Annotated in this window: 21 protein-coding genes; 2 read left to right on the top strand and 19 right to left on the bottom strand. The window is 49.3% G+C overall.

Annotated elements, in window-relative coordinates; all coding sequences use genetic code 11:
* Nucleotides 1-660 precede the first annotated feature (660 nt).
* Nucleotides 661-2,037, bottom strand: coding sequence for a sodium-dependent transporter (locus tag KBS54_07535; GenBank protein MBQ0055971.1), 1,377 nt, complete (start codon nt 2,035-2,037; stop codon nt 661-663).
* Nucleotides 2,038-2,302: 265 nt separating this feature from the next.
* The gene (locus KBS54_07530; protein ID MBQ0055970.1) at nt 2,303-3,745 is read right to left on the bottom strand and encodes a proline--tRNA ligase; all 1,443 of its coding nucleotides are present in this window, start codon (nt 3,743-3,745) and stop codon (nt 2,303-2,305) included.
* 447 nt (nt 3,746-4,192) lie between these two features.
* Between KBS54_07530 and KBS54_07525 the strand changes: the two genes are divergently transcribed.
* On the top strand, nt 4,193-4,486 hold the full coding sequence (locus KBS54_07525; GenBank protein ID MBQ0055969.1) for a DNA-binding transcriptional regulator: 294 nt from the start codon (nt 4,193-4,195) through the stop codon (nt 4,484-4,486).
* 28 nt (nt 4,487-4,514) lie between these two features.
* Here KBS54_07525 and KBS54_07520 read toward each other — a convergent pair whose 3' ends face one another.
* From KBS54_07520 to KBS54_07480, 9 genes are all read right to left on the bottom strand, one after another.
* Nucleotides 4,515-4,946: an endonuclease gene (locus KBS54_07520; protein ID MBQ0055968.1), complete on the bottom strand. Its 432-nt coding sequence runs from the start codon at nt 4,944-4,946 to the stop codon at nt 4,515-4,517.
* Nucleotides 4,943-5,830, bottom strand: coding sequence for a lysophospholipid acyltransferase family protein (locus KBS54_07515; protein ID MBQ0055967.1), 888 nt, complete (start codon nt 5,828-5,830; stop codon nt 4,943-4,945). Before KBS54_07515 ends, KBS54_07520 begins: the two co-directional genes overlap by 4 nt.
* Before the next feature lie 2 nt (nt 5,831-5,832).
* A complete protein-coding gene (locus KBS54_07510) occupies nt 5,833-6,402 on the bottom strand; it encodes a fumarate hydratase C-terminal domain-containing protein (GenBank protein MBQ0055966.1) in 570 nt (189 codons plus the stop codon).
* Complete coding sequence (locus tag KBS54_07505) at nt 6,395-7,282, bottom strand: fumarate hydratase (GenBank protein MBQ0055965.1); 888 nt, start codon at nt 7,280-7,282, stop codon at nt 6,395-6,397. Before KBS54_07505 ends, KBS54_07510 begins: the two co-directional genes overlap by 8 nt.
* Nucleotides 7,283-7,291: 9 nt before the next feature.
* A complete protein-coding gene (locus KBS54_07500) occupies nt 7,292-8,416 on the bottom strand; it encodes a sodium ion-translocating decarboxylase subunit beta (GenBank protein ID MBQ0055964.1) in 1,125 nt (374 codons plus the stop codon).
* Nucleotides 8,417-8,426: 10 nt separating this feature from the next.
* Nucleotides 8,427-8,813 (bottom strand): biotin/lipoyl-binding protein, encoded by a 387-nt coding sequence (locus KBS54_07495; protein MBQ0055963.1) that lies wholly within the window; start codon nt 8,811-8,813, stop codon nt 8,427-8,429.
* A gap of 20 nt (nt 8,814-8,833) precedes the next feature.
* Nucleotides 8,834-9,208: an OadG family protein gene (locus tag KBS54_07490; protein ID MBQ0055962.1), complete on the bottom strand. Its 375-nt coding sequence runs from the start codon at nt 9,206-9,208 to the stop codon at nt 8,834-8,836.
* 7 nt (nt 9,209-9,215) lie between these two features.
* Nucleotides 9,216-10,775 (bottom strand): methylmalonyl-CoA carboxyltransferase, encoded by a 1,560-nt coding sequence (locus KBS54_07485; protein ID MBQ0055961.1) that lies wholly within the window; start codon nt 10,773-10,775, stop codon nt 9,216-9,218.
* 82 nt (nt 10,776-10,857) lie between these two features.
* Nucleotides 10,858-11,304 carry a hypothetical protein gene (locus tag KBS54_07480; protein MBQ0055960.1) on the bottom strand — a complete coding sequence of 149 codons (447 nt, stop codon included), beginning with the start codon at nt 11,302-11,304 and terminating at the stop codon, nt 10,858-10,860.
* 162 nt (nt 11,305-11,466) lie between these two features.
* On the opposite strand from KBS54_07480, the gene KBS54_07475 reads away from it, so the two are divergent.
* Entirely contained in the window at nt 11,467-11,646 is a 180-nt protein-coding gene (locus KBS54_07475; GenBank protein ID MBQ0055959.1) for a 4Fe-4S binding protein, read from the top strand.
* Nucleotides 11,647-11,702: 56 nt separating this feature from the next.
* On the opposite strand, the gene thiD is transcribed toward KBS54_07475, so the two are convergent.
* From thiD to KBS54_07435, 8 genes are all read right to left on the bottom strand, one after another.
* Nucleotides 11,703-12,488, bottom strand: a complete 786-nt coding sequence (gene thiD / locus KBS54_07470) for a bifunctional hydroxymethylpyrimidine kinase/phosphomethylpyrimidine kinase (protein MBQ0055958.1) — start codon at nt 12,486-12,488, stop codon at nt 11,703-11,705.
* Entirely contained in the window at nt 12,485-13,123 is a 639-nt protein-coding gene (locus KBS54_07465) for a class II aldolase/adducin family protein (GenBank protein ID MBQ0055957.1), read from the bottom strand. The genes thiD and KBS54_07465 overlap by 4 nt, the downstream gene beginning before the upstream one ends.
* A complete protein-coding gene (locus KBS54_07460) occupies nt 13,120-14,406 on the bottom strand; it encodes an MFS transporter (protein MBQ0055956.1) in 1,287 nt (428 codons plus the stop codon). Before KBS54_07460 ends, KBS54_07465 begins: the two co-directional genes overlap by 4 nt.
* 10 nt (nt 14,407-14,416) lie before the next feature.
* Nucleotides 14,417-15,730 carry a glycosyltransferase family 2 protein gene (locus KBS54_07455; GenBank protein ID MBQ0055955.1) on the bottom strand — a complete coding sequence of 438 codons (1,314 nt, stop codon included), beginning with the start codon at nt 15,728-15,730 and terminating at the stop codon, nt 14,417-14,419.
* Between the two features lie 128 nt (nt 15,731-15,858).
* Nucleotides 15,859-17,175: an aspartate kinase gene (locus KBS54_07450; GenBank protein MBQ0055954.1), complete on the bottom strand. Its 1,317-nt coding sequence runs from the start codon at nt 17,173-17,175 to the stop codon at nt 15,859-15,861.
* 131 nt (nt 17,176-17,306) lie between these two features.
* Nucleotides 17,307-18,044, bottom strand: coding sequence for a 4-hydroxy-tetrahydrodipicolinate reductase (gene dapB, locus KBS54_07445; GenBank protein ID MBQ0055953.1), 738 nt, complete (start codon nt 18,042-18,044; stop codon nt 17,307-17,309).
* A gap of 1 nt (nt 18,045) precedes the next feature.
* The gene (locus KBS54_07440; GenBank protein ID MBQ0055952.1) at nt 18,046-18,936 is read right to left on the bottom strand and encodes a 4-hydroxy-tetrahydrodipicolinate synthase; all 891 of its coding nucleotides are present in this window, start codon (nt 18,934-18,936) and stop codon (nt 18,046-18,048) included.
* Nucleotides 18,937-19,259: 323 nt separating this feature from the next.
* Complete coding sequence (locus KBS54_07435; GenBank protein ID MBQ0055951.1) at nt 19,260-21,131, bottom strand: LTA synthase family protein; 1,872 nt, start codon at nt 21,129-21,131, stop codon at nt 19,260-19,262.
* Nucleotides 21,132-21,173 lie beyond the last annotated feature (42 nt).

Below are 21,173 nucleotides of genomic sequence, written 5' to 3'. Positions count from 1 at the left end.
TCTCTCACGCATTACGTGATGCGGCTCCAAACGGAGGTAAGCCCGTTGCTTTTCAGCTAAAGCTCTGTAACACTTCGGTAACGGCACGCGAAGCGGTCGGGTTTCAGGGCTGAGACACGAGGCCGATGCTTTCGGGAGGAGGCAGGCAGAGCAAGGAGCCTGCAAGCTTCGGACAGAAAACGAACGGACGGTACCATGCAACATCGGTATCCAGCCCAGTAGGAAGTAATCCGGAGTGGCGCGAAAGCGCCAAACGCTATACGCTACAGGCTATATGCTATATGCAAAAAGCAAAAGGCATGTGGCAAAAGGCACAGCTTTAAGCGGTAAGCTGGAAGCATGTAGCTCCTTTAACTGCGCACTTAGCACTTAGCTTTTTGCTTGCAGCTTTTAGCTTTTAGCTTATGGCTATGTTTACCGTACCCAAGAGCAATTTTGGGCAAATTAAAAATTAAAAACGGCGCGGAATTTTTTATAATCCCGCGCCGTTTTTTGTTGTAAATACCGAGATAAAGCCGCTGGATTCTGCGCTAAATCCTTCAGATTTCCGCAGAATGACGGTGTTTTTTTTGTTTTTCATTTTGAATTTTTCATTTAGCACTTTGCATTATGCATTATGCATTTTGCATTTTGCACTTTACATTATCTTTCTGTAAGAGGTTATTTCATAAATTTGTCTATGTAGCCCCAGACAATAACTACCGTCATTATGACGGGTATTATGTAGGTTACGTACCAACGGACACAGACAGGGAATTTAATGCCTCTGCCGGTGTTGACTTCTTTTATAAAGTTATCCCAGCCCCAGCCGTTTTTTCTCGTGCAGAAGAAAAGATAGAACAGAGAACCAATCGGAAGCAGGTTGTTGCTGACTATAAAATCTTCCAGATCAAGCACGCACGTTCCTTTGCCGAGCGGCTGAAAGTCTGCCCAAAGGTTAAATCCGAGACAGCACGGAACAGAAAGAACCGCGATGAGCAAACCGGTGGTAAAAGCAGCTCTCTGCCTGCTCCATCCGCGCGTGTCTATGGCGTTTGCAAGTATTGTTTCAAATACCGCTATCACCGTTGACATTGCCGCGAAACTCATAAGGAGAAAGAACAGGGTGCCCCAAAATCTTCCGCCTGTCATGTGGTTGAACATTACGGGAAGCGACACAAAAATCAAGCCGGGACCTGCCCCTGCATCTACTCCGTAGGCAAAGCAGGAGGGAAAGATTATGAAACCTGACATAAGAGCAACAAAGGTGTCAAGCGCGATGACGCAGGCAGCTTCTCCCATAAGCGTTCGTTCTTTGCCGATGTAACTGCCGAAAATGGCAAGCGCGCCTATTCCGAGGCTCAACGTAAAGAATGCCTGTCCGAGAGCCGCGTATATACTTGTCCAAAGCCCGTGTTCAACAAGCTTCCCGAAATCGGGTTTCATGTAAAATTCAAGTCCCTTTGAAGCCCCGTCAAGCGTGACAGAACGCAGGGCAAGCGACAGAACCAAAACAAGAAGCGCAATCATCATAATTTTTGTTACGTTTTCAACACCTTTTTGCAGTCCCGAGAAGCATATCAGGGTGCCTGCCGCAACCGAGAGCAGCATCCAGAAAATAAGCGACGCCGGATTTGAAAGCAGGGCTCCGAAGGTCTGTCCTATTTCGTCAGGTGTCAGAACGCAAAGTTTTCCGCTGAGACTGTACCAGAAATAGGCAAGCATCCACCCTGTTACCGTCGTGTAGAACATCATAAGTACAATGTTTCCCAAAAAGCCCATAATTCCGTTGAGATGCCATTTTGTACCTTCAGGTTCAAGCCGTTTGAAGGAGTTTATACTGCTTTGTCCCGACGCTCTGCCGACTGAAAATTCCATAGTCATTATCTGAAGTCCGAGAACGATCAAGAAAAGTATGTAAACAAGCACAAAGGCTGCCCCGCCGTACTGCCCCGTAATGAACGGGAAACGCCATACGTTACCGAGCCCTATTGCACAGCCTGCTGACAGAAATATAAAGCCTAACCGGCTGCCAAGTTTTTCTCTTTTGTTCTCCATTCAGTATTACCTCCGGTAAATATAAAAAACAATGACTATAAAAAGCAATTACCCAAAAAATCAATGACTATAAGAAACAATTACTATAAGAAACAATTATAAAAAACAAATTACCAAGTACAAATTACCGACTACCAATTGTGGTGGGCTTGCTCTGCAAGCCTTCATTTGGGTTAGAACCGAAAAGCCTCTGGTTGCTGCGTAAAATCGCGATTTTCGCAGCAAGACGGTAATAAAACCGCGCTAAGAGCTGAATACTGTCTGTCTAATACGCTTTTGCGAAGATGCAGAGCCGTGCGCCTTCCCTGCCGGTATAGAAGCATTTTCCGGTGTCTCCTGCGCGGTCAAGCGGATAACAGCGCGGCGTCGCGCCTGTTGCTTCTTTAATCGCCTTTTCGTCTTCAGGAGTCCCGTCAAAATATGCCTCAACGAAACCGCCTTTTTTGTCTATAATTTCTTTAAATTCTTCAAAGCTTGCGGCTTTGTACGTATGTTCTTTCCTGAACTGCTCCGCTTTTTTCAGCATATCGCTCTGTATGGTTTCGAGCAGCTGCGGTATTTTTTCCGCGGCGTCCTGCCAGGCAATGCTGAGTTTTTCGCCTGTGTCGCGTCTGACAACGCGGAGCGTCTGCGATTCAAATTCCCTTTCGCCGAGTTCCAGTCTGAGAGGAACGCCTTTCTGCAGGTGATAAAAGAATCTGTCGCCCGGACGCATGTGGAAATTCTCGTCTATTTTAACGTACAGACCGCCGAGAGCTTTGTTGAGCGCGTCTTTAATTTCCTGAGCCTTCGGCATAATCGTATTCTTGATTTTCTCTTCATCTGTGCAGATCGGTACAATAACAGCCTTAACACCGGCAACGTGCGGCGGAAGCACAAGTCCGTCGTTGTCCGAATGTGTCATTATAAGCGCGCCGATAAGACGCGTTGAAACTCCCCAGCTCGTTGTGTAGGCATAGGTCATTTCACCGTTCTGATCTTGAAACTGTATGTCAAAGGCTTTTGCGAAATTCTGTCCGAGATAGTGGCTTGTTCCCGCCTGCACGGCTTTTGTGTCGCTCATCATTGCTTCGCAGGTATAGGTGTTGTCCGCGCCCGGGAAGCGTTCTCCGGCAGTCTTAACGCCGGCAACAACAGGCAGCGCCAAATCTTCGCGCATTGTGCGTTCATATACGCCGAGCATACGCTCAGTTTCTTCAACTGCTTCTTCTTTCGTTGCGTGCGCTGTGTGTCCTTCCTGCCAGAGAAATTCCGATGTGCGGAGGAAAAGGCGCGGGCGTTTTTCCCAGCGGACAACGTTGCACCACTGGTTTATAAGCAGCGGCAGATCGCGCCAGGACTGTATCCATTTGCTGTACATGTAGCCGATGACCGTTTCGGAGGTCGGACGCACGATAAGAGGCTCTTCAAGCTCTTCGCCGCCGGCGTGAGTTACAACCGCACATTCAGGAGCGAAGCCTTCAACGTGCTCCGCTTCCTTTGTGAGGAAAGACTGGGGAATAAACATAGGGAACTGCGCGTTGACGTGCCCCGTTTCCTTAAACGCCTTGTCAAAATGCTGCTGTATACTCTCCCATATTGAGTAGCCGGTGGGGCGCACGACCATGCAGCCACGCACCGGGGCATAGTCAGCAAGCTCCGCCACTTTTATTACGTCAAGATACCACTGAGAAAAATCCTTTTCCTTGGGTGTTATGTTCTTCGCCATCAGAAACTCCTCCAATCAGGTACGCGTGATATTTTAACACATAATTCAGCACTTAGCACTTGGTTAGCTGTAAGCGTTAAGCTTTAAGCTTTAAAACCTTTAAGGCTTTTGGCTTAATGCTTCTCTTCGTCTTTCTGCGGGCTCCGGCAGGAGCAGCGCAGAATTTAGTGGCTTTTTGTTTTTTCTTTTAACTAACGGGCTTCGCCCGTAAAGCCGCTGGGTGCTGCGCCTTCGCTACGCTTCGCGCAGCAAGACAAAGATTTTTTGCTTGCAGCTTGTAGCTTATAGCTTACCGCTTATTGCTTTTTGCTTATGGCTTACAGCTTGCAGCTTACAGCTTATTCTTCCCCCAGCACTTATTGTCACACTTTAACGTATTATCACGTGATTGACTTTTGCAAAAAATATTTTATGATATATACAGGATTAAATCGGAGGTGTCCTGTTATGGCAGCCAACTGGAAAAATGAGTTCACCGATCAGCTTTGCGACTGCATAGCGGCTATAGAAACACGCGAGGAAGCGTACAGGTTCCTTGAAGACGTGGCAACCTATGCCGAAATAGAGGCTTTTGCCCAGAGGCTGCAGGTTGCAAGTCTGCTTCTCAAAAAGATGTCATACCCGAAGATTGTCCAGCAGACAGGGGCAAGCACCGCAACAATCAGCCGCGTGAAAAAATTTGTAGAGTACGGCACTGACGGATATCAGGACGTTTTGAAAAAACTCGCGGACAAAAAATAAAAAATCAACGGCGCTGTGCGCCGTTTTTTTATTCTGCCAGACTTTTCAGTATAATTGCCCATGCGGCAAGGTCATCAATATCGCGCGGCGGAGTCCGCAGCGAGGTCGGGAACAGTTTCAGCAAGCCCTTGGGCGGGTGCAGTTTCCAGTACAATTTTCTGCCTTCAAGCGTGGTGCCGTATTCGTCAACAATCCGCACGGGGATTTTGTCTTTCAGCATTTTTTCAAGTTCTTTATGCGTTGTTCCGCTTCCGAGCAGGATTTCGTTCACTTCAATTTTCTCGGGCAGTCTGCCTTCACGGCACCATTTTTCAAGCAGCGCATAATTTCCCGTTTCAACTGCACTGACAAATTCAGAATGTTTTTCAGCGGGAATAACGGCGGAAAAAATCAGATTTCCGTCGTTCTCCGTCAGTACAAAGCCCGTTTTGAATTTTCCCGGGTCAGCAGCACACTTCATTTTATCTGCCCTTCTTCGACCGATTCCCAGCGCGGATAGAGCCACATCCACTGCTCAGGATATTTTCTTATCCATTCGGAGATAACTTCGTTGCAGCTGTCTATGCTTTTCTGAACATCCTCGCCGAAGCGTTTTCCGTCTTCGCTTTCCAACGCGGGAAGCAGGTAAAAATCGTAAATTCCGTCTTCAGCTTTCACGCAGAAACCGGCAACAACTTTACAGTCAAATTTGTCAGCCAGCTTGGCGACCCCTGTCGGGGTGCTTGCCGGAATGCCGAGAAACGGCGACAGTATTCCTTTGTCTCTTGCGTCCTGGTCTATAGGCACAGCAATCAGTTCGCCCCTGCGGAGGAGCTGCATCATTTTTTTCAGGTCGGAATTTTTGTAAAGGACTTTTACTTTGCTGGCGACGCGTATTTCTTCAATGAGAGCCGTAATTCTTTCGTCACGCTGTTCCGCAACGAGTCCGTTGATAGGATAGCCGTGTTTTGCAAACAGCGACGCGGCATATTCCCAGTTGCCCAAATGCGCGGTTATAAACATTACGCCTTTGCCGCAGGCAAGGGCATCGTCAAGGTTTTTCTCGCCGTGAACGCGCACAAGCCCGTCAAGTTTGTCAAGCATTATCGGCTGCCGCATAAATTCAACGGCTGCCGTGCCAAAATGCCTGTAGGATGCCCTGACAATTCTCGCTGCTTCTTCCGCGCTGACACCCAGAGCTTTTGCGCAGCGTTTTTCGGCTGCCGCGACGCGTTTTTTTGAAAAGAACGCCACAAGCAGACCAATCCAACCGCCAAGAGCGCATGCCTGTTTGTGCGGCAGGGCGTAAATAATTTTTTTCACGATTTGAATAGCGCCCCATATCAAGGGCTGTTTTCGTGCCATTTCTACCTCTCGGTTTCAGCGATTAACTTTTTTGCCGCAGCCTGTCCTGTTTCGTACAGGCTGTTTCCTTCACAGTCTATAACCACCACAAGCGGCATCTGCTTAATTTTTAGTCTCAATACGGCTTCAGGCCCCAGTTCAGGCCACGCAATCGTTTCGGCTTCCGTCACGGAACTTTGAAGCAGAACGGCTGCCCCGCCTGCTGCCCCAAGATACACTGCCTTGCGTTTTTTCATGGCTTCAATAACTTCGGCAGAACGTTTGCCTTTGCCTATCATAACACGCAGACCGCGTTCAAGAAGAAACGGCGTGTAAGCGTCCATTCTTCCGGCGGTCGTAGGTCCTATTACCCCGATTATTTCCCCGGGCTTTACAGGCGCTGGACCGGCGTAATATACTGCCGCTTCCGCTATCTCAAAGGGAGGTTTTCCGCCGTTTTTTATCGCCGAGACAATGCGTTCGTGCGCGGCATCCCTTGCAACGTAAATTTCTCCCGTAAGCAGAATTTTGTCTCCGGCGTGCAGTTCCAAAACAGCAGTATCGTCAAGAGGCAGAAATATTTCTTTAAGCATTGCAGGATACCTCCACCGCTCTGCCCTCTATTGTTCCTTCCGCATGGCGGAGAGCATGGCAGCATACGTTGACGGCAACAGGCAGACCCGCTATATGCGTCGGTAAGGCGATAACGTGGGCGTCAAGCACCGTAACCGTTCCGCCGTAACCTGCCGCGCCTATTCCGAGTTTGTTGCAGCGGCTGATTATTTCTTTTTCAAGCGCCGCGTAACGTTCGTCTGTATTGCGTTTTCCTTCGGTGCTGAGCAAGGCTTTTTTTGCGGCAAGAGCAACAGTTTCAAAGTTTCCGCCTATTCCTATGCCAAGAACTATCGGAGGACAGGGATTTGCGCCCGCTTTTTCAACGGTTTCGGTGACGGCGTTCAATACTCCCTCTACGCCGTCGGACGGTTTAAGCATAAACAGACGGCTCATATTTTCGCTGCCCATACCTTTGGGGCTGACTGTTATTTTTACGGAACTGCCCGGGACAATGCTGCAATGTATCACGGCAGGCGTGTTGTCTCCGCTGTTCTCCCTGTTAAACAGCGGGTCAAGGTCAACCGATTTGCGCAAGAACCCTTTTTCGTAAGCTTCTTTCACGGCTTCGTTTAAGGTTTCCGTAATATCGCCGCCGGTGATATGCACGTCCTGCCCTATTTCGGCAAATATTACGGCAAGTCCGCAGTCCTGACACATCGGAAGCTGCTTTTCTTCCGCAAGCTCTGCGTTTTTCGCCAAATCCGCAAGAATTTCTCTGGCAAGCGGCATTTTTTCAGCTTCCCGCGCATTGCGAACAAGCTGTTTCATTCCTTCTGACAGCTGTATATTGGCTTTCAGCAGCAGCGAAACGGCAAGGCTTTTTATTTCTTCGGCTTTTACTTCATAAATTTTGTTCATGTACAAACCTTAGTGCATAAGGAGGGTGATCATTGCCCCTCCGGCTATGGTCGTTCCTATAACGCCGGCGACGTTGGGTCCCATAGCGTGCATGAGGACGTATGAACCAGGGTATTCCTGCTGAACGACCTTCTGACAGACTCGGGCAGCCATCGGAACTGCTGAAACGCCGGCGGCGCCGATAACGGGGTTGATTTTCCTTCCCGACAGCACCTTGAGCAGCTGTCCGAACAGAACACCGCCCGCAGTGCTGAAAACAAACGCGACAAGACCGAGCGCAATAATTTTGAGCGTATCCATTCTGAGGAAGGATTCCGCCTGCATTGTCGCGCCGACAGAAATTCCGAGGAAAATCGTGGTCGCGTTCAAAATCTCGTTCTGTGTCGCCTGGCTGAGACGTTCGGTTGCCCCGCTTTCACGCAGCAGATTTCCGAACATAAGTATTCCGATAAGAGGAACCGCCGCAGGAAGTATCAGTCCGCAGACAACGGTTGAAAGTATCGGGAACAGTATTCTTTCTGTTTTTGAAACAGGCTGGAGCTGTTCCATTTTAATTCCGCGGTCTTCTTTGGTCGTAAGAAGCTTTATCACGGGCGGCTGAATAAGCGGAACAAGCGACATGTAGCTGTAAGCCGCAACAGCGACCGCCGGCAGTATATCCCTGCAAAGACGCTGGCATATATAGAAAGCGATAGGACCATCGGCGCCTCCGATTATGCCTATACTCGCCGCTGCCGGAAGCGAAAATCCCATGCACACGGCACCGACAAGCGCCACAAACACGCCGAGCTGTGCAGCCGCTCCGAGCAGGAAAGTAATCGGGTTGGCAAGCAGGGGACCAAAATCCGTAAGCGCGCCGATACCCATGAAAATCAGAATAGGATATATTTCATGGTCAAGTCCTATTTTAACGTAGTAAAGGAAACCGCCTTCGTCAATTATTCCGGAAAGCGGAAGGTTGACGAGAATACAGCCGAAAGAAATCGGGATGAGAAGCAGCGGCTCAAAATCTTTTACTATCGCAAGGTAGAGCAGAACAAAAGCAACGGCAAGCATTACCGCATTGCCCTGCGTAAGTCCCGCCAAGCCTGACTGTTCGATTATTCCGCGCAGCGCGGAAAGATATATTTCCATCTGCCTGTCCTTACGCTATAACAAGAAGCGCGTCTCCAGTACTGACGCTGGCGCCTGTTTTGCAGACAATTTTCTGTACCGTTCCGTCAGCCGTTGCAAATATCTCGTTTTCCATTTTCATGGCTTCAAGAATTACCACAAGCTGTCCGGCTTTAACAGTATCGCCTTCGGCGACGAGAACCTTAAGAATTTTACCCGGCATCGGGGCTTCTACTGCGCCGCTGATTTTTTCTGCCGCTTTCGGCTCTGCTGACACCGGCGTTTCAGGTGCTTTCCGCGGTTCAGGCTGTCCTATCGCCTGCGCCGGCGCAGGCTGTGCCTGAGGCTGTGCAGTTCCGTCTTCAACCGTTACATCGTAGCTTTTGCCGTTGACCGTAATTTTGTAATTTTTTATCATATCCGTTCCTCCCCAAATATTTATCTTGCTGTTGTGCCGTTTTCGAAATTACGCAGTCTGTTCAGTCGGCCCCACATCGTTTTCTTCGGGGCGGCAGCCGCTGAAGGTCTGAAAGAAAGAACTTTCGCGTCCTGCGAGACAAACTGCATAACAGCAGCGGAAATAACCGCCGCCAGTTCTGTACCGTCGTCTTTTTCAGGCTCCGCGGCAGGCACGGTTTCACGCGCCATAGCGTTCTCCGCTGCCGCTTTTTTCTGCGCCGCCCTGTAGCAGGCTTTGTGAAGCGACATCATCAAAAGCATAATAAAGCCAATCAGAATAAAAACTATGCTGAACGCTATCAGCGACATCAGTACGCCGCCCTGCACCCCTGTGAAATATTCCGCCGTACTCATTTCGCGCCTAATTCGGCATTACGCCGTGCTTGCGCACCGGACGCTGCTCGTCTTTAGTTTCGTTGGCGACAAGCGCCTGATAAATCATCGCGCGCGTTTCTTCCGGAAGGATTACGCTGTCAATGTGTCCGTGCTCAAGAGCCCTGTACGGATTTTCAAACATACGCCTGTACTCCGCGATTTTCTCGTCGCGTACGGCAGCCTTGTTGTCCGCCGTTTCGATCTCATGCTTGAAAATAATCTTCGCGGCGCCCTCGGCACCCATAACCGCAACGCGGGCTGTCGGCCAAGCCATAACGGCGTCGGCTCCGAGTTCCTTGCAGCACATAGCTATGTATGAACCGCCGTATGCCTTGCGGAGAATGACGGTAACTTTCGGAATTGTTGCTTCACTGTAAGCGTAAATCAGTTTCGCTCCGTGGCGGATTATGCCGCGCATTTCCTGATCGCGTCCCGGAAGATAGCCGGGAACGTCAACGAAGGTAACGACAGGAATGTTGAATGCGTCGCAGAAACGCACGAAACGCCCCGCTTTGTCCGCCGCGTCTATGTCTATGCAGCCGGCAAGCTCGCACGCCTGATTGGCAATTACTCCGACGGAACGTCCTCCGAGCCTTGCAAAGCCTGTAACCATATTCTTTGCAAACATCGGCTGCACTTCAAAAAATTCCCCGTTGTCAAAAACCGTTTCAATTACCCTGCGCACGTCGTAAGGCGTGTTAGGATCTACGGGAACCGCTTCGCGCAGGGATATGTCGGCACGTGCCGTCGAATCGCCGGTTTCAACGTAAGGAGCTTCCTCCATATTGTTCGACGGAATGTAGCTGAGCAGTTTTCTTACCTGACAGAAGCAGTCCTGTTCATTTTCGGCATAAAAATGTGCGCAGCCTGAAACGGCATTGTGCGCCGTTGCGCCGCCTATTTCTTCCGAGGTTACGCTTTCGCCGGTTACGGCTTTAATAACCGCAGGGCCTGTTATATGCATTACGCCGGTTTTGTTCACCATAAACACGAAATCAGTAAGAGCAGGGCTGTAGACCGCCCCACCGGCACAGGTTCCGGCTATGACGGACAGCTGCGGAATAATGCCACTTGCTTTAACGTTTCTGAAAAATATTTTGCCGAAGCCGGAAAGAGAGTCTATACCTTCCTGTATTCTGGCTCCGCCGGAATCATTGATGCCGATGCAGGGAGCTCCGTTCTTGAGCGCCAAATCCTGAATTTTACAGATTTTGGCAGAATGCATTTCGCCAAGTGATCCGCCTATTACAGTGAAATCCTGCGCGTACACGTACACTGTTCTGCCGTCAACCGTACCGTAGCCTGTTACAACGCCGTCTCCAGGGAAATATTTTTCAGACAGTCCGAAATCGCAGCAGCGGTGCACGATAAACTCGTCAATTTCAACAAAGCTGCCTTCGTCAAGCAGAAGCGCTATTCTTTCCCGTGCAGTCAGTTTGCCTTTGGAATGCTGGAAATCAACGGCTTTCTGTCCGCCTCCCGCCTCAATGAGCGCGCGCTTTTCCAAAAGCTCGCCGCACAGTTCGTTTATACTTCTTTCACCCATACAGGCACCCCCTATATGTATTATGCTTCGTTATTTTTTACACAAACGCGGCAGACAAATTTTACGCCGCCGCGTTACGCTGTCATTTCTTGGTTATTTCGTTTATTTCCATATCAGGAAGATATTTTATGACAAGCTGTTTCAGCTCTTTTCTCTGCCAGCTCGGGAAATCAAGCTTCCACACCTTTTCGCCGTTGTCAAAGTATGCTGTCAGATTGTCTTTTTCTGTGACAAACGACACGAGAAACAAATCTTCCCACGGCATCAGAGTATCCTGCCTGCCTGACCAGCTGCGCACGGACTGCACTATTCCTTCATCCGCAATAAAGAAGCGCTTGCTGAAATTTGACGCGAAAAGGACAACGCCGCCGATTACAAACGCCGCAAGTATCGTTTTGAGACTTTCACGGCTGTATGCGGCATAAGCCGAATAGCCGATGAGATATATTCCGAACACAGCGTATATTACCGATCTGCTCAGATTTTTTGTTTTTGCCTGCTCCGTATCCAATATGGGCGTATACTGCATACCTCAATCCCCCCGCATAAAACCTATATTATTATATTACAAAAACGCCGATTTTATTCCGTTATAATTAATTTTATATCATGTACTTGCAAAATACAGGATTTAGAGTACAATACCCTCTGTAACGCAGTTCAAAATTCTTCCTCAAGGAGGTTTTTCAGGATGGCAAAGGCACATGTTGACCAGGATGCCTGCGTGGGATGCGAAGCCTGCGCCGGTGTCTGCCCGGTATCGGCAATCAGTATCGAAGACGGCAAATCACGCGTTGATACTGACACCTGCGTCGAATGCGGAGCCTGTGTTTCAACCTGCCCGGTTGGCGCAATCTCCCAGGAAGACTAATAAACGGCAGAAAACAGAGCCGCAAGGCTCTGTTTTTTTATGTCTTAATTTCAGCGTTAATTTATTTTCCAGCAGTGGTTTAACGGCCCGCTTCCCTTTCCCAAATTCAAACGCGCCGAAAGGGCGCCTGAAACGTATTCTTTTGCCGTTCGCACGCTTTCACGCAGTTCAAGCCCCTTTGCAAGCCCGCAGGCAATAGCGGAGGAAAGCGTACAGCCCGTGCCGTGAGTGTTGGGATTGTCTATTTTCTCCGCTTCAAACCAGCACGCCCCGTCCTTCACGCAGTAAAGCAGGTCGTCGGCATTTCCGTCAAGATGTCCGCCTTTAAGAAGTACGTTAGTTCTATTCGCACGGGCAAGAACTTCCGCCGCTTTCAGCATATCGTCTCTGGACGCTATTTTAAAGCCGCAGAGTGCCTCTGCCTCCGGAATATTCGGGGTAATCAGCAGCGCTGACGGCAGAATTAAGTCTGTAAGACTGCGTTCAGCGTCCGGGGCAAGAAGTCTGCAGCCGCTTGTTGAAACCATAACAGGGTCGGCTACAATATTACAGGCTTTGTATTCCGCAAGTTTTTGAGCAACGACGCGGATAATTTCCGCGTTGGACAGCATACCTATTTTTACCGCGTCAGGACGTATGTCGCTGAAAACGGCGTCAAACTGCTGCGCTACAAATTCAGGCGGTGTGTCGCAGACAGCATACACACCGGCAGTGTTCTGCGCCGTGAGAGAAGTAACAACGCTCATTCCATAGACTCCGAGCGCCGTCATTGTTTTCAAATCAGCCTGAATACCGGCTCCCCCGCTGCAATCCGAGCCGGCTACGGTAAGCACTTTTTTCATTTTGTCTGACCGTAATTTTTCTGCATGGCGCTGTACTGTTCGGCAGCAGCCTTGTCATCCAAAGCAACAGCCCCGCCCAAAAGCTGCGACAAAACGTAAATTTTTGCAGTTTCTTCAAGAATTTCGCAGCGCAGCAAAGCTTCCTCAGGAGTTGCACCAACACAAAGCGCACCGTGATTTGCGAGCAGAACGCCGAAGCCTTTGCCGAGCGCTGAAAGCACGTTACGCGCAAGCTCAGGGCTTCCTGCGGGCGCATATTCGGCACACGGCACGGCACAGCCGAAAAACGCTGCGATATTGTCCGTAATGACAGGAATATCTTTTCTTGCAGAGGCAACCGCCGACGCGTATACCGAATGAGCGTGAACAACTGCACCCACATCATTTCTGTTCTTCAGGATAAGTCCGTGCATCTCTTTTTCTATTGACGGTTTTCTGTTTCCGGAAATCTGCCGCAGCATGAAATCCATTTCCGGCAAATCTTCCGGCACAAGACTTTCATACGCCATACCGCTCGGAGTAATCAAAAAACCACGCTCCGTTCTCGCGGAAATATTGCCTGAGGTTCCGCGGACAAGACCGCTGCGGCTCATTGCAAGCGCAGTAGAAATTATTCTTTCCCTGAGTCCGTTCATTTTTCAGCCTTCTCTATTTTCCTGACAAACAGGGCGACGCCGAGATTGGCAATGCCGAGACAGATAAAGATATGCACGACGGTCGCACGGCAGGCAAGAAGACCCATGCTGAACACCGCCGAGAGCACCATTCCGAATGAATCGCTTACGTTAAGGCAGGCGACGGCTCTCGCCATCTCTTCTTTCGGCGTTCTGTCTTGCATGAGAGCATACATCGGGACGTTGTAAAGACCGCCGCACATCGTCATCAAAAGAAGCATACCCATAACCGCGCACGCCGCGGGAGCTTTCACAAAGTCTCCGACACCGACAAGCGACGGATAATGCGGCACAAAACGGCAGACAAAAGCGAGCACGAAAATTGAAAGGCTCATACCCAGGCAGGCAAGAGGAACAAAACGCGTTGAGACCTCGCCTTTAAGAAGTCTGTTGCAAAGCATTGAACCAAGCCCGACACCGACAGAAAAAATAACTATGAAAAGCGTTGAAACCTGCTCGTTGGCTCCGATTATATTTTTTGCGAAGTTCGGGCACTGGGCAAGAAATACCGCGCCGACAAACCAAAACCAGCAGATACCGAGAATAGCGCGGAAAACCGCTCTGTTCTTTCTGGTATTTCCGACAATCTGCCACGTTGCCGAAAAAATGTTCCAGTTAAGTTCAAGGTCAGGCTGCGAAGAAGGCGCAGACGGAATGAAGAGGCAGGCAATCCAGCCAAGCAAAGCTGTGGAAAGAATTGCGGCTGAAATAAAAACGTGTCCCGACTCGCGAAGCACAAGCAGCCCGCCTGAAATTGTTCCTAAAAGAATTGCTATAAAAGTTCCGGCGCTGACAAGCCCGTTGCCCGCGACAAGTTCGTTTTCGTTCAGGTGCTGAGGGAGAATGCTGTATTTGATAGGACCGAAAAATGCCGAATGAGTGCCCATGCAGAACAGCAGAATTATCAGCCACCACATCTTGTTGTAGCAGAAAGCGATCGAAGCAAAAATCATAATTGCTATTTCGGCAATCTTTATAACTTTTATCAAAACAGTCTTGTCGTATTTGTCTGCGAGCTGACCGGCAAAAGCCGAAAAGATAATCATAGGCAAGACAAACACGCCCGCAACCGCGGTTACAAGCACCTGACCGTTTATGCCGTACTCGTCGGCAAGCCGGTAGGTTATAAGAATAACGAGCGCGTTTTTGAAAAGGTTGTCATTGAAGGCCGCAAGAAACTGCGTAATAAACATAGGCAGAAAACTGCGTTTCTTCAAAAGGCTGAACTGTGAAGAATAATTCATTTATAACCCCTTATTTTGAAACGTCTGAAACGGAAATTCCGCGGGTATGTTCTGTCTTAACCCACGTGCTTTGATCCTTCGCAAGGAACGCCGCGCGGAAAAGCAGCGGTATCCACGTAAGACCGAACCAGAAATAGGCAAAGGTATCCTTAACATAGCGCAGCGTGAACTTTTTCTCGCGCATCGAAGGTCCTATAATCGCGCAGATAACGCAGAAAACAATCATGCTGACTATCGGAAAGGCAAAGAACCAAAGCCATGACGCCGTGTCATGCGGCGTGCCCTTCGACATTGTCGGGAAAAGTATAAGATTGTTCACGAGCGTATACGCCATACCTGCAAACAGGATAATTATGCCGAGGCAGGATTTGACGGGAGCGAGCAGATAAAGGAAAAGGTCAAGATACTGCAGTCTGCCGGTGGCGAAAAACGCTCTGAGCGAATCCCTGCCGTAATGCCAAAAAACCCAGTAATGCCCCTGCATCCAACGCGTTCTTTGTTTGACTGAAATTTTTAAATCCTGCGGTTTCTCGTCGTAAATCACGGCTGCGTTGTTCCAATGCACGCGGCTGCCGGAAAGAATAAGCCTCGTTGACATCTCAAGGTCTTCCGTAAGGCTTTCCAAATTCCAGCCGATTCTCTCAAGCGTTGCGGCTCGGATTACAAGACCGGTGCCGCCAAGCGTGCAGGAAAGTCCCCAAAGTCCCCTCGCAAGCTGCCAGAAACGGTTTGAAAACCAGTAGGCAAGCGCGTAGGAACGCGTAAGCCAGTTGTCGTCAGGGTTTTTGACGTCAAGCACGCCCTGGATTGCCTCTGCTTCAGGATGCAGCTCCATATAGTCGTTCATATACATAAGGAAATTTTCGTCGGCGAGATTGTCCGCGTCAAACATAACAAGCGCGTCGTACTCCGCCAGAGGAATCTGCGTCAGAGCCCAGCGGACGTTCCACGTCTTGCCGTTATGCTCCAGATCATGGCGTTCAAGGGCAGTCGCGCCACTCGCGCGGACAACGTCAACGGTTCCGTCAGAGCAGTTGTCGCACGAAGCAAAGACCTTGTAACAGTTCTTCGGATAATTCTGCTCCGCAAGGCTTGTCATAAGCGGCCCTATAACTTTTTCTTCGTTATGGGCAGGAACAAGCACCGCAAAACGGCGGAAACGTTTTGCCGAAGGCATCGCTGCCTGCTGACCGAAACCTTTGAGACTTACAATAATCTGATATATGCCGTCAACTGTAAGAAGGAAGATGAGCAGATAAAGTATAAACTGGACAAACCACCATGCAATCCAGATAACGTAATAAAAAATTTCGCTGTGTTCCATAACAGGCGTGCCTCCCCCTGACCGGCCAGCGCACTCCGGCGCCGAAAACTGACTGCTTATTATATAACTTATTGCATAATTTTACAAAAAAAGCTGCAGGTTATTCCCGCAGCCGAATTGCTCGATACCTATATCAAATCTTTAATTTCTTCGTATATACCCCTGATTGCCGTTTCGTAATTTTCCGCGTCAATGCCGAAGATCATGTTCAATTCGCTTGGCCCCTGGTCTATCATTCGTATGTTGATGTCTGATTTGGATATTGCGGAGCAGATTTTCGCGGCAACGCCTTTTGCCGACGCCATTCTGTGTCCGACAACCGCTATCAGTGCAATTCCGTCTTCTGTACTGATATTGTCCGGTTTCAGTTCATTTTGTATCGTTTCAATGACTTTTTCGCGCACGGGGTTAAAGCCCTCAGTGCTTACAACAACGGACATTGTGTCTATGCCCGACGGCACGTGTTCAAAAGATACGCCGTTGTCTGCAAAAATTTTCAACAGCGCAGCTCCGAAACCCGTTTCGGCGTTCATCATCGCTTTTTCGACTAAAACCGTGCTGAAGCCTTTGCGTCCTGCTATTCCGGTTATCACGTGCCGTTTTGCGCCCTGCGGCAGTTCGGAAACTATCATCGTCCCTTCAGCTTCCGGACAGTTCGTGTTGCGTATGTTGATTGGTATTCCCGCTCTGCGCACGGGAAATACAGCGTCTTCATGCAATACCGACGCGCCCATATAGGACAGTTCGCGGAGTTCACTGTAGGTCACGCGGCTGATTACTCTGGGATTTTTGACAATTCTCGGGTCAGCGGCAAACACGCCGGACACGTCCGTCCAGTTTTCGTATATGTCCGCAGACACTGCTCTCGCAACTATCGATCCTGTTACGTCAGAGCCTCCGCGCGAAAAGGTTTTTATTGTGCCGTCGGCTTTTGCGCCGTAAAATCCGGGAATAACCGCGTATTTGACACTTTCAAGCCTCTGTGCAAGCAGCAGATTGCTTTCTTCCTGCATGTATTTTCCGTTTTCGTCAAACAGAACGCAGTCCGCGGCTTCGACAAATTCAAAACCAAGATATTTTGCGAGTATCTTTGAGTTAAGATGTTCACCGCGGCTTGCCATATAGTCTTTCTGCGGTTTTTCAAGCTGCTTTGCTATTTCGTCAAATTCGCTCTGCAGGTCAAATTCAATGCCAAGCCCTGAGGCGATTTCCTCAAAACGTCCGCGTATCTGCTCAAGCGCCCCGTCAAACGGCTTGCCCTGCCGCGCAAGCTCGCAGCAACCGTAGAGCATGTCAGTCACTTTTGTATCTGCGGAATTTCTTTTGCCGGGTGCGGAAGCTATGACAAAGCGCCTGTCTTTGTCTGATTTTACGATGTCCGCAACTTTTTTAAACTGTTCGGCGGAAGCAAGCGAACTGCCGCCGAATTTTGTTACTTTTATCATTTCTGTTTCCTTCTCCTTACAACTGAGAATGCTTTACGTCCTGCAGTAAGACGGTGTTTCTTTTACAACGCCGGCATTTATGCCGGCACCTTAATCGGTAATTGGTACTTGGTCATTGGTAATTCGATTTTTTACCCTATGATATCTTCCATCGTATAGAAGCCTGCTTTTTTGCCGCAGATAAATTTAGCAGCCGCGACCGCTCCTTCGGCAAACAACATTCTGTTTTCCGCCTTGTGTTCCAGAGTAATTGTTTCGCTTCCAGCAGAGATAATTATTGTGTGCCTTCCGGTTTCGTTTCCGAGACGGACGGAATGTATTCCAATCTCTTTGCCGCGTTTTCCGTTTTCATGGCGGCCGACAAGTATTTCCGCGCCGCTTCGCGCCTCTTTAATTTTTCGCGCCAGTAGCAAAGCGGTTCCGCTCGGAACGTCAAGCTTCTGGTTGTGGTGCGTTTCAATTATTTCAATATCGGCGTCAGGGAAAGCAGACGCAGCCTCTTTTGCCAAATTTGCAAGAAGGGCTACACCGACGGACATGTTCGCAGAGAAGAAAACAGGGACGTGCTCCGCCGCGCGTTTTATCGCTTCAAGCTCGCTTTCATTATGTCCGGTAGTTGCCACAACCAGCGGAATACCGCGCTTTACAGCATAGTCCGTTAAAGTTTTTGCCGCAGCGTGGTTTGAAAAGTCTATTATGCAGTCTGCCTCACCGGTGAAATGGTCAAGCTCCGTATAACAGTTTTCTGTTTCAGAAGGGCAGTCCGGGCTTACTTTGGACGCAACTTCAAAAGCGCTGTTTTCGCGCTCCGAAAGCGAAACAAGCATCTGCCCCATTCTGCCCGTATAGCCGTGAATAATAATTTTCATTTTATTTTATCAGTCCCATGCTGCGCATAACGTCAAGCATACTGTCAAAGTGCTCTTCTTCCATCGGCGTGAGCGGAAGCCTGACGTAGTTTTTGCACCAGCCCATAGCTGCCATTGCCGCTTTCACCGGTATCGGGTTGACTTCGCAGAAAAGAGCCTTGATAAGCGGAAGCATTTCGCCCTGCAGCTTAGCCGCACCGGCAACGTCACCCTTGAAGAAACGCTTGCAGATTTCCGTCGTCTGAACGGGAGCGACGTTTGAAAGCACCGATATTACGCCGAGTCCGCCCATTGACATAATCGGCACTATCTGGTCGTCGTTGCCTGAATATATGTTGAGTTTGTCGCCGACAAGAGCCGCCGCCTCCACTATTTTTGAAATGTTGCTGTTCGCTTCTTTGATTGCCGCAATATTCGGATGCTCCGCAAGCTTCACGTAGGTGGCAGGTTCAATGTTCACGCCGGTGCGCGACGGAACGTTGTAAAGAATAATCGGTTTTGCAGATGCGTCCGCGATTGCGTTGTACATCGTAACAAGCCCTTTCTGCGTGGCCTTGTTGTAATACGGCGTTACAACAAGCATAGCGTCCGCGCCGACCTCGCATGCGTATTTTGTAAGCGAGATTGCATAGCTTGTGTCATTGGAGCCTGTTCCTGCGATTACAGGCACTCTGCCTGCCGTGCGTTCTACCGAAAATTTTATCGCAAGGCGGTGTTCTTCGTCAGTCAGGGTTGAACCTTCTCCGGTTGTTCCGGCTATTACAAGCGCGTTGACGCCCTGCTCAATCTGCCAGTCGATAAGCTTTCCGAATGAGTCAAGGTCAAGCCCGGCGTCTGTGCAGGGAGTGATAAGAGCCGTTGCGACTCCTCTGAATATCGGATTTTTTTTCATGTGAACTGCCTCCCGTTCTGTTGTATGTTTTATAAAGAAAAAGCCGATGCCCTGCATCAGCTTTGATTAACCAAAAGCGAACGCCGTCAGGCATTCATGGGTTCAATTAATCCATAGCTCTCCGCATAAGCGACAGTCAAACGGATATTGTCCGATTGCCCGGGCAGGGTTCGCAGCTTCCCGCCTTCGGCAGCAGCCCCTTTCGCACCGGCAACGATTTTGCGGCATCTGTTCCGCCGGTGCTACTCTTGACAACTGCGCCTCTATCCTTTAATTGCAATATTAAGTTTAGCAAATTATAGCACTTGTCCGCAGATTGTAAATTACTTCTTTTTAATTTTTTTCAGCAGATTGTATTCAAGCATCGTGTTGCTGTATTCGTGCTGCTGTTTTGCCCTTGCGGTTATTTCGTCAAATTTCGAATAATCAAGCTTTTTGCCGCCGGCGAGGGTGTGAGCTTCTTTTTTTGAAGGTTCTACGTAGCTGTTTCCGTACACGTAGGCTTCGCTTTTGAAAACTACGGGCTCCTGAACGCTGCCGTCAAAAAGATTTCTGCCGAGCGTGTATTTGAAATCAACGCCGAGTAGCGTGGTGAGCGTCTTGGGCACGTCAAGCAGCCCTCCTGCCTGATACCCTTTGCCGCGCAGTGTTTTCCGCGGAGTGCGGATAATTAGCGGAACAGTCTGCTCGCTGCACCATACGGCAGCTTGTGCGAAATCCCTGTTAAGGAAACGCGAAAGATCCGCCCTGTCCCAGCGCGGTATTGCCGTGTGATCGCCGTAGACGGCTATGACTGATTTTTCCAGCAGACCGTTTTTCCTGAGAGTGGCAATAAATTCGCCGAAACAGGCGTCAAAATAGTGTATTGAAAGCAGATAATTGCCGAGCAGCGTATCCTTGAAGCTTCCGGTGTCCAGCTTCGTCTGCTGAGGAAGCTCTTTCCAGTCATACGGATAGTGGCTTGTAAGCGTTACAAGAAACGCGTAGAACGGCTGACTGTTCTTTGAAAGAATATCGGCAGTCTGTCTGAAAAAGCTTCTGTCGCTCAACCCCAAGCCTATTATTTCGTCCTGCTCAAACTCGTTTCTGCTTACAAAGCGTTTGAAGCCCAGACGCGGATAAACAGCCTGTCTGTTCCAGAAACCAGGTCTGTCGCCGTGCAGGGCAAGCGTGTCATAGCCGTTGTCCGCAAGCGTTTTCGGCATGGCTTCAAAATCGTTTCTCGCAAAGCGGATATGCGCGACGCCCGACTGCGCCGGATAGAATCCCGTGTTCGCAAGAAACTCCGCGTCCGCGCTGTTTCCCGCCGCAGTCTGATTGTAAATGCGGTTGAAATAGTAGGCTTCTTTTATAAAGCGGTTAAGGTTCGGGGTAATTTCCTGACCGTTAATTTTCCTGTTGATTACAAAATTTTGCAGCGATTCCGCCTGAACAATTATAAGATTTGCGCCCCTTGCCTGACCGAAATATATCCCGCTGACGTTTCCGGCAGCACGCTTTTCAAACCATTTTTCAAGCTTTTCTACTTCTTCGTCGGATATTTTTCCTTTGAAACAGCAGTCACGCAGAGTATTTTTAGCATCGTTAATATGATAAACGACAAGCCCCGCGCCGCTGCAGACCGCCGGTTTGTCCCATGTCGCTTTAAGAACACCGGGCACGTCGTGATTATATCTTTCGTATCTGTACCATACGGCAGAAAATCCCACAGCAGCAAGCAGCAACGCAACCACTGCCCTGCGGGTTGATATTTTTTTGAATTCGGCATGAAAAGCAAGCCAAAGCAGCAGGGGAAAATCAGCAAAATAGAGCAGATCCGAAATGCCGAAAAGCGCGAAAACGCTGTCGGAAACTTCTCCGACCTGCGTTGAAAGCCCTAAGTTTATAAAAGAAAAAAGGTCGGAATAATAGCGTATAAAAAGAAGATCGGTAATAACAAGTGCCGTCAGCGCGAAATCCCAGACAATAACGAAATACTTTCTGCTTTTTTGCGGCAGAAGCGAAAGCAGCGCAAAGCTTGCGGCAAAAAATCCGAACGAAGCCGCGACGGAGGCGGCTTTTCTTGTCAGGCACGAAGAAATTTCGAGCTCCGCAAACCAGAATTTGACAAACACTGACAGCACCGCGAATGCGTAAAAAACAAATTCGCTGCCGCAGACTGCCTTAATTCTCGATTTCAGAACGTCACGCTTCATCACATTTCTCCCCGCAATATTACCGCGTTATTATAACACAGA

The organism is Candidatus Equadaptatus faecalis (assembly GCA_018065065.1).
Taxonomy (GTDB): domain Bacteria; phylum Synergistota; class Synergistia; order Synergistales; family Synergistaceae; genus Equadaptatus; species Equadaptatus faecalis.
Note: the sequence above shows the minus strand (reverse complement) of the source record. Positions and strands in the feature narration are given on the sequence as shown.

Coding starts and splice junctions, on each gene's coding strand:
- KBS54_07535 (MBQ0055971.1), bottom strand. CDS start 2,037: ATGGAGAACAAAAGAGAAAAACTTGGCAGCCGGTTAGGCTTTATATTT.
- KBS54_07530 (MBQ0055970.1), bottom strand. CDS start 3,745: ATGGCGAAGAACATAACACCCAAGGAAAAGGATTTTTCTCAGTGGTAT.
- KBS54_07525 (MBQ0055969.1), top strand. CDS start 4,193: ATGGCAGCCAACTGGAAAAATGAGTTCACCGATCAGCTTTGCGACTGC.
- KBS54_07520 (MBQ0055968.1), bottom strand. CDS start 4,946: ATGAAGTGTGCTGCTGACCCGGGAAAATTCAAAACGGGCTTTGTACTG.
- KBS54_07515 (MBQ0055967.1), bottom strand. CDS start 5,830: ATGGCACGAAAACAGCCCTTGATATGGGGCGCTATTCAAATCGTGAAA.
- KBS54_07510 (MBQ0055966.1), bottom strand. CDS start 6,402: ATGCTTAAAGAAATATTTCTGCCTCTTGACGATACTGCTGTTTTGGAA.
- KBS54_07505 (MBQ0055965.1), bottom strand. CDS start 7,282: ATGAACAAAATTTATGAAGTAAAAGCCGAAGAAATAAAAAGCCTTGCC.
- KBS54_07500 (MBQ0055964.1), bottom strand. CDS start 8,416: ATGGAAATATATCTTTCCGCGCTGCGCGGAATAATCGAACAGTCAGGC.
- KBS54_07495 (MBQ0055963.1), bottom strand. CDS start 8,813: ATGATAAAAAATTACAAAATTACGGTCAACGGCAAAAGCTACGATGTA.
- KBS54_07490 (MBQ0055962.1), bottom strand. CDS start 9,208: ATGAGTACGGCGGAATATTTCACAGGGGTGCAGGGCGGCGTACTGATG.
- KBS54_07485 (MBQ0055961.1), bottom strand. CDS start 10,775: ATGGGTGAAAGAAGTATAAACGAACTGTGCGGCGAGCTTTTGGAAAAG.
- KBS54_07480 (MBQ0055960.1), bottom strand. CDS start 11,304: ATGCAGTATACGCCCATATTGGATACGGAGCAGGCAAAAACAAAAAAT.
- KBS54_07475 (MBQ0055959.1), top strand. CDS start 11,467: ATGGCAAAGGCACATGTTGACCAGGATGCCTGCGTGGGATGCGAAGCC.
- thiD (MBQ0055958.1), bottom strand. CDS start 12,488: ATGAAAAAAGTGCTTACCGTAGCCGGCTCGGATTGCAGCGGGGGAGCC.
- KBS54_07465 (MBQ0055957.1), bottom strand. CDS start 13,123: ATGAACGGACTCAGGGAAAGAATAATTTCTACTGCGCTTGCAATGAGC.
- KBS54_07460 (MBQ0055956.1), bottom strand. CDS start 14,406: ATGAATTATTCTTCACAGTTCAGCCTTTTGAAGAAACGCAGTTTTCTG.
- KBS54_07455 (MBQ0055955.1), bottom strand. CDS start 15,730: ATGGAACACAGCGAAATTTTTTATTACGTTATCTGGATTGCATGGTGG.
- KBS54_07450 (MBQ0055954.1), bottom strand. CDS start 17,175: ATGATAAAAGTAACAAAATTCGGCGGCAGTTCGCTTGCTTCCGCCGAA.
- dapB (MBQ0055953.1), bottom strand. CDS start 18,044: ATGAAAATTATTATTCACGGCTATACGGGCAGAATGGGGCAGATGCTT.
- KBS54_07440 (MBQ0055952.1), bottom strand. CDS start 18,936: ATGAAAAAAAATCCGATATTCAGAGGAGTCGCAACGGCTCTTATCACT.
- KBS54_07435 (MBQ0055951.1), bottom strand. CDS start 21,131: ATGAAGCGTGACGTTCTGAAATCGAGAATTAAGGCAGTCTGCGGCAGC.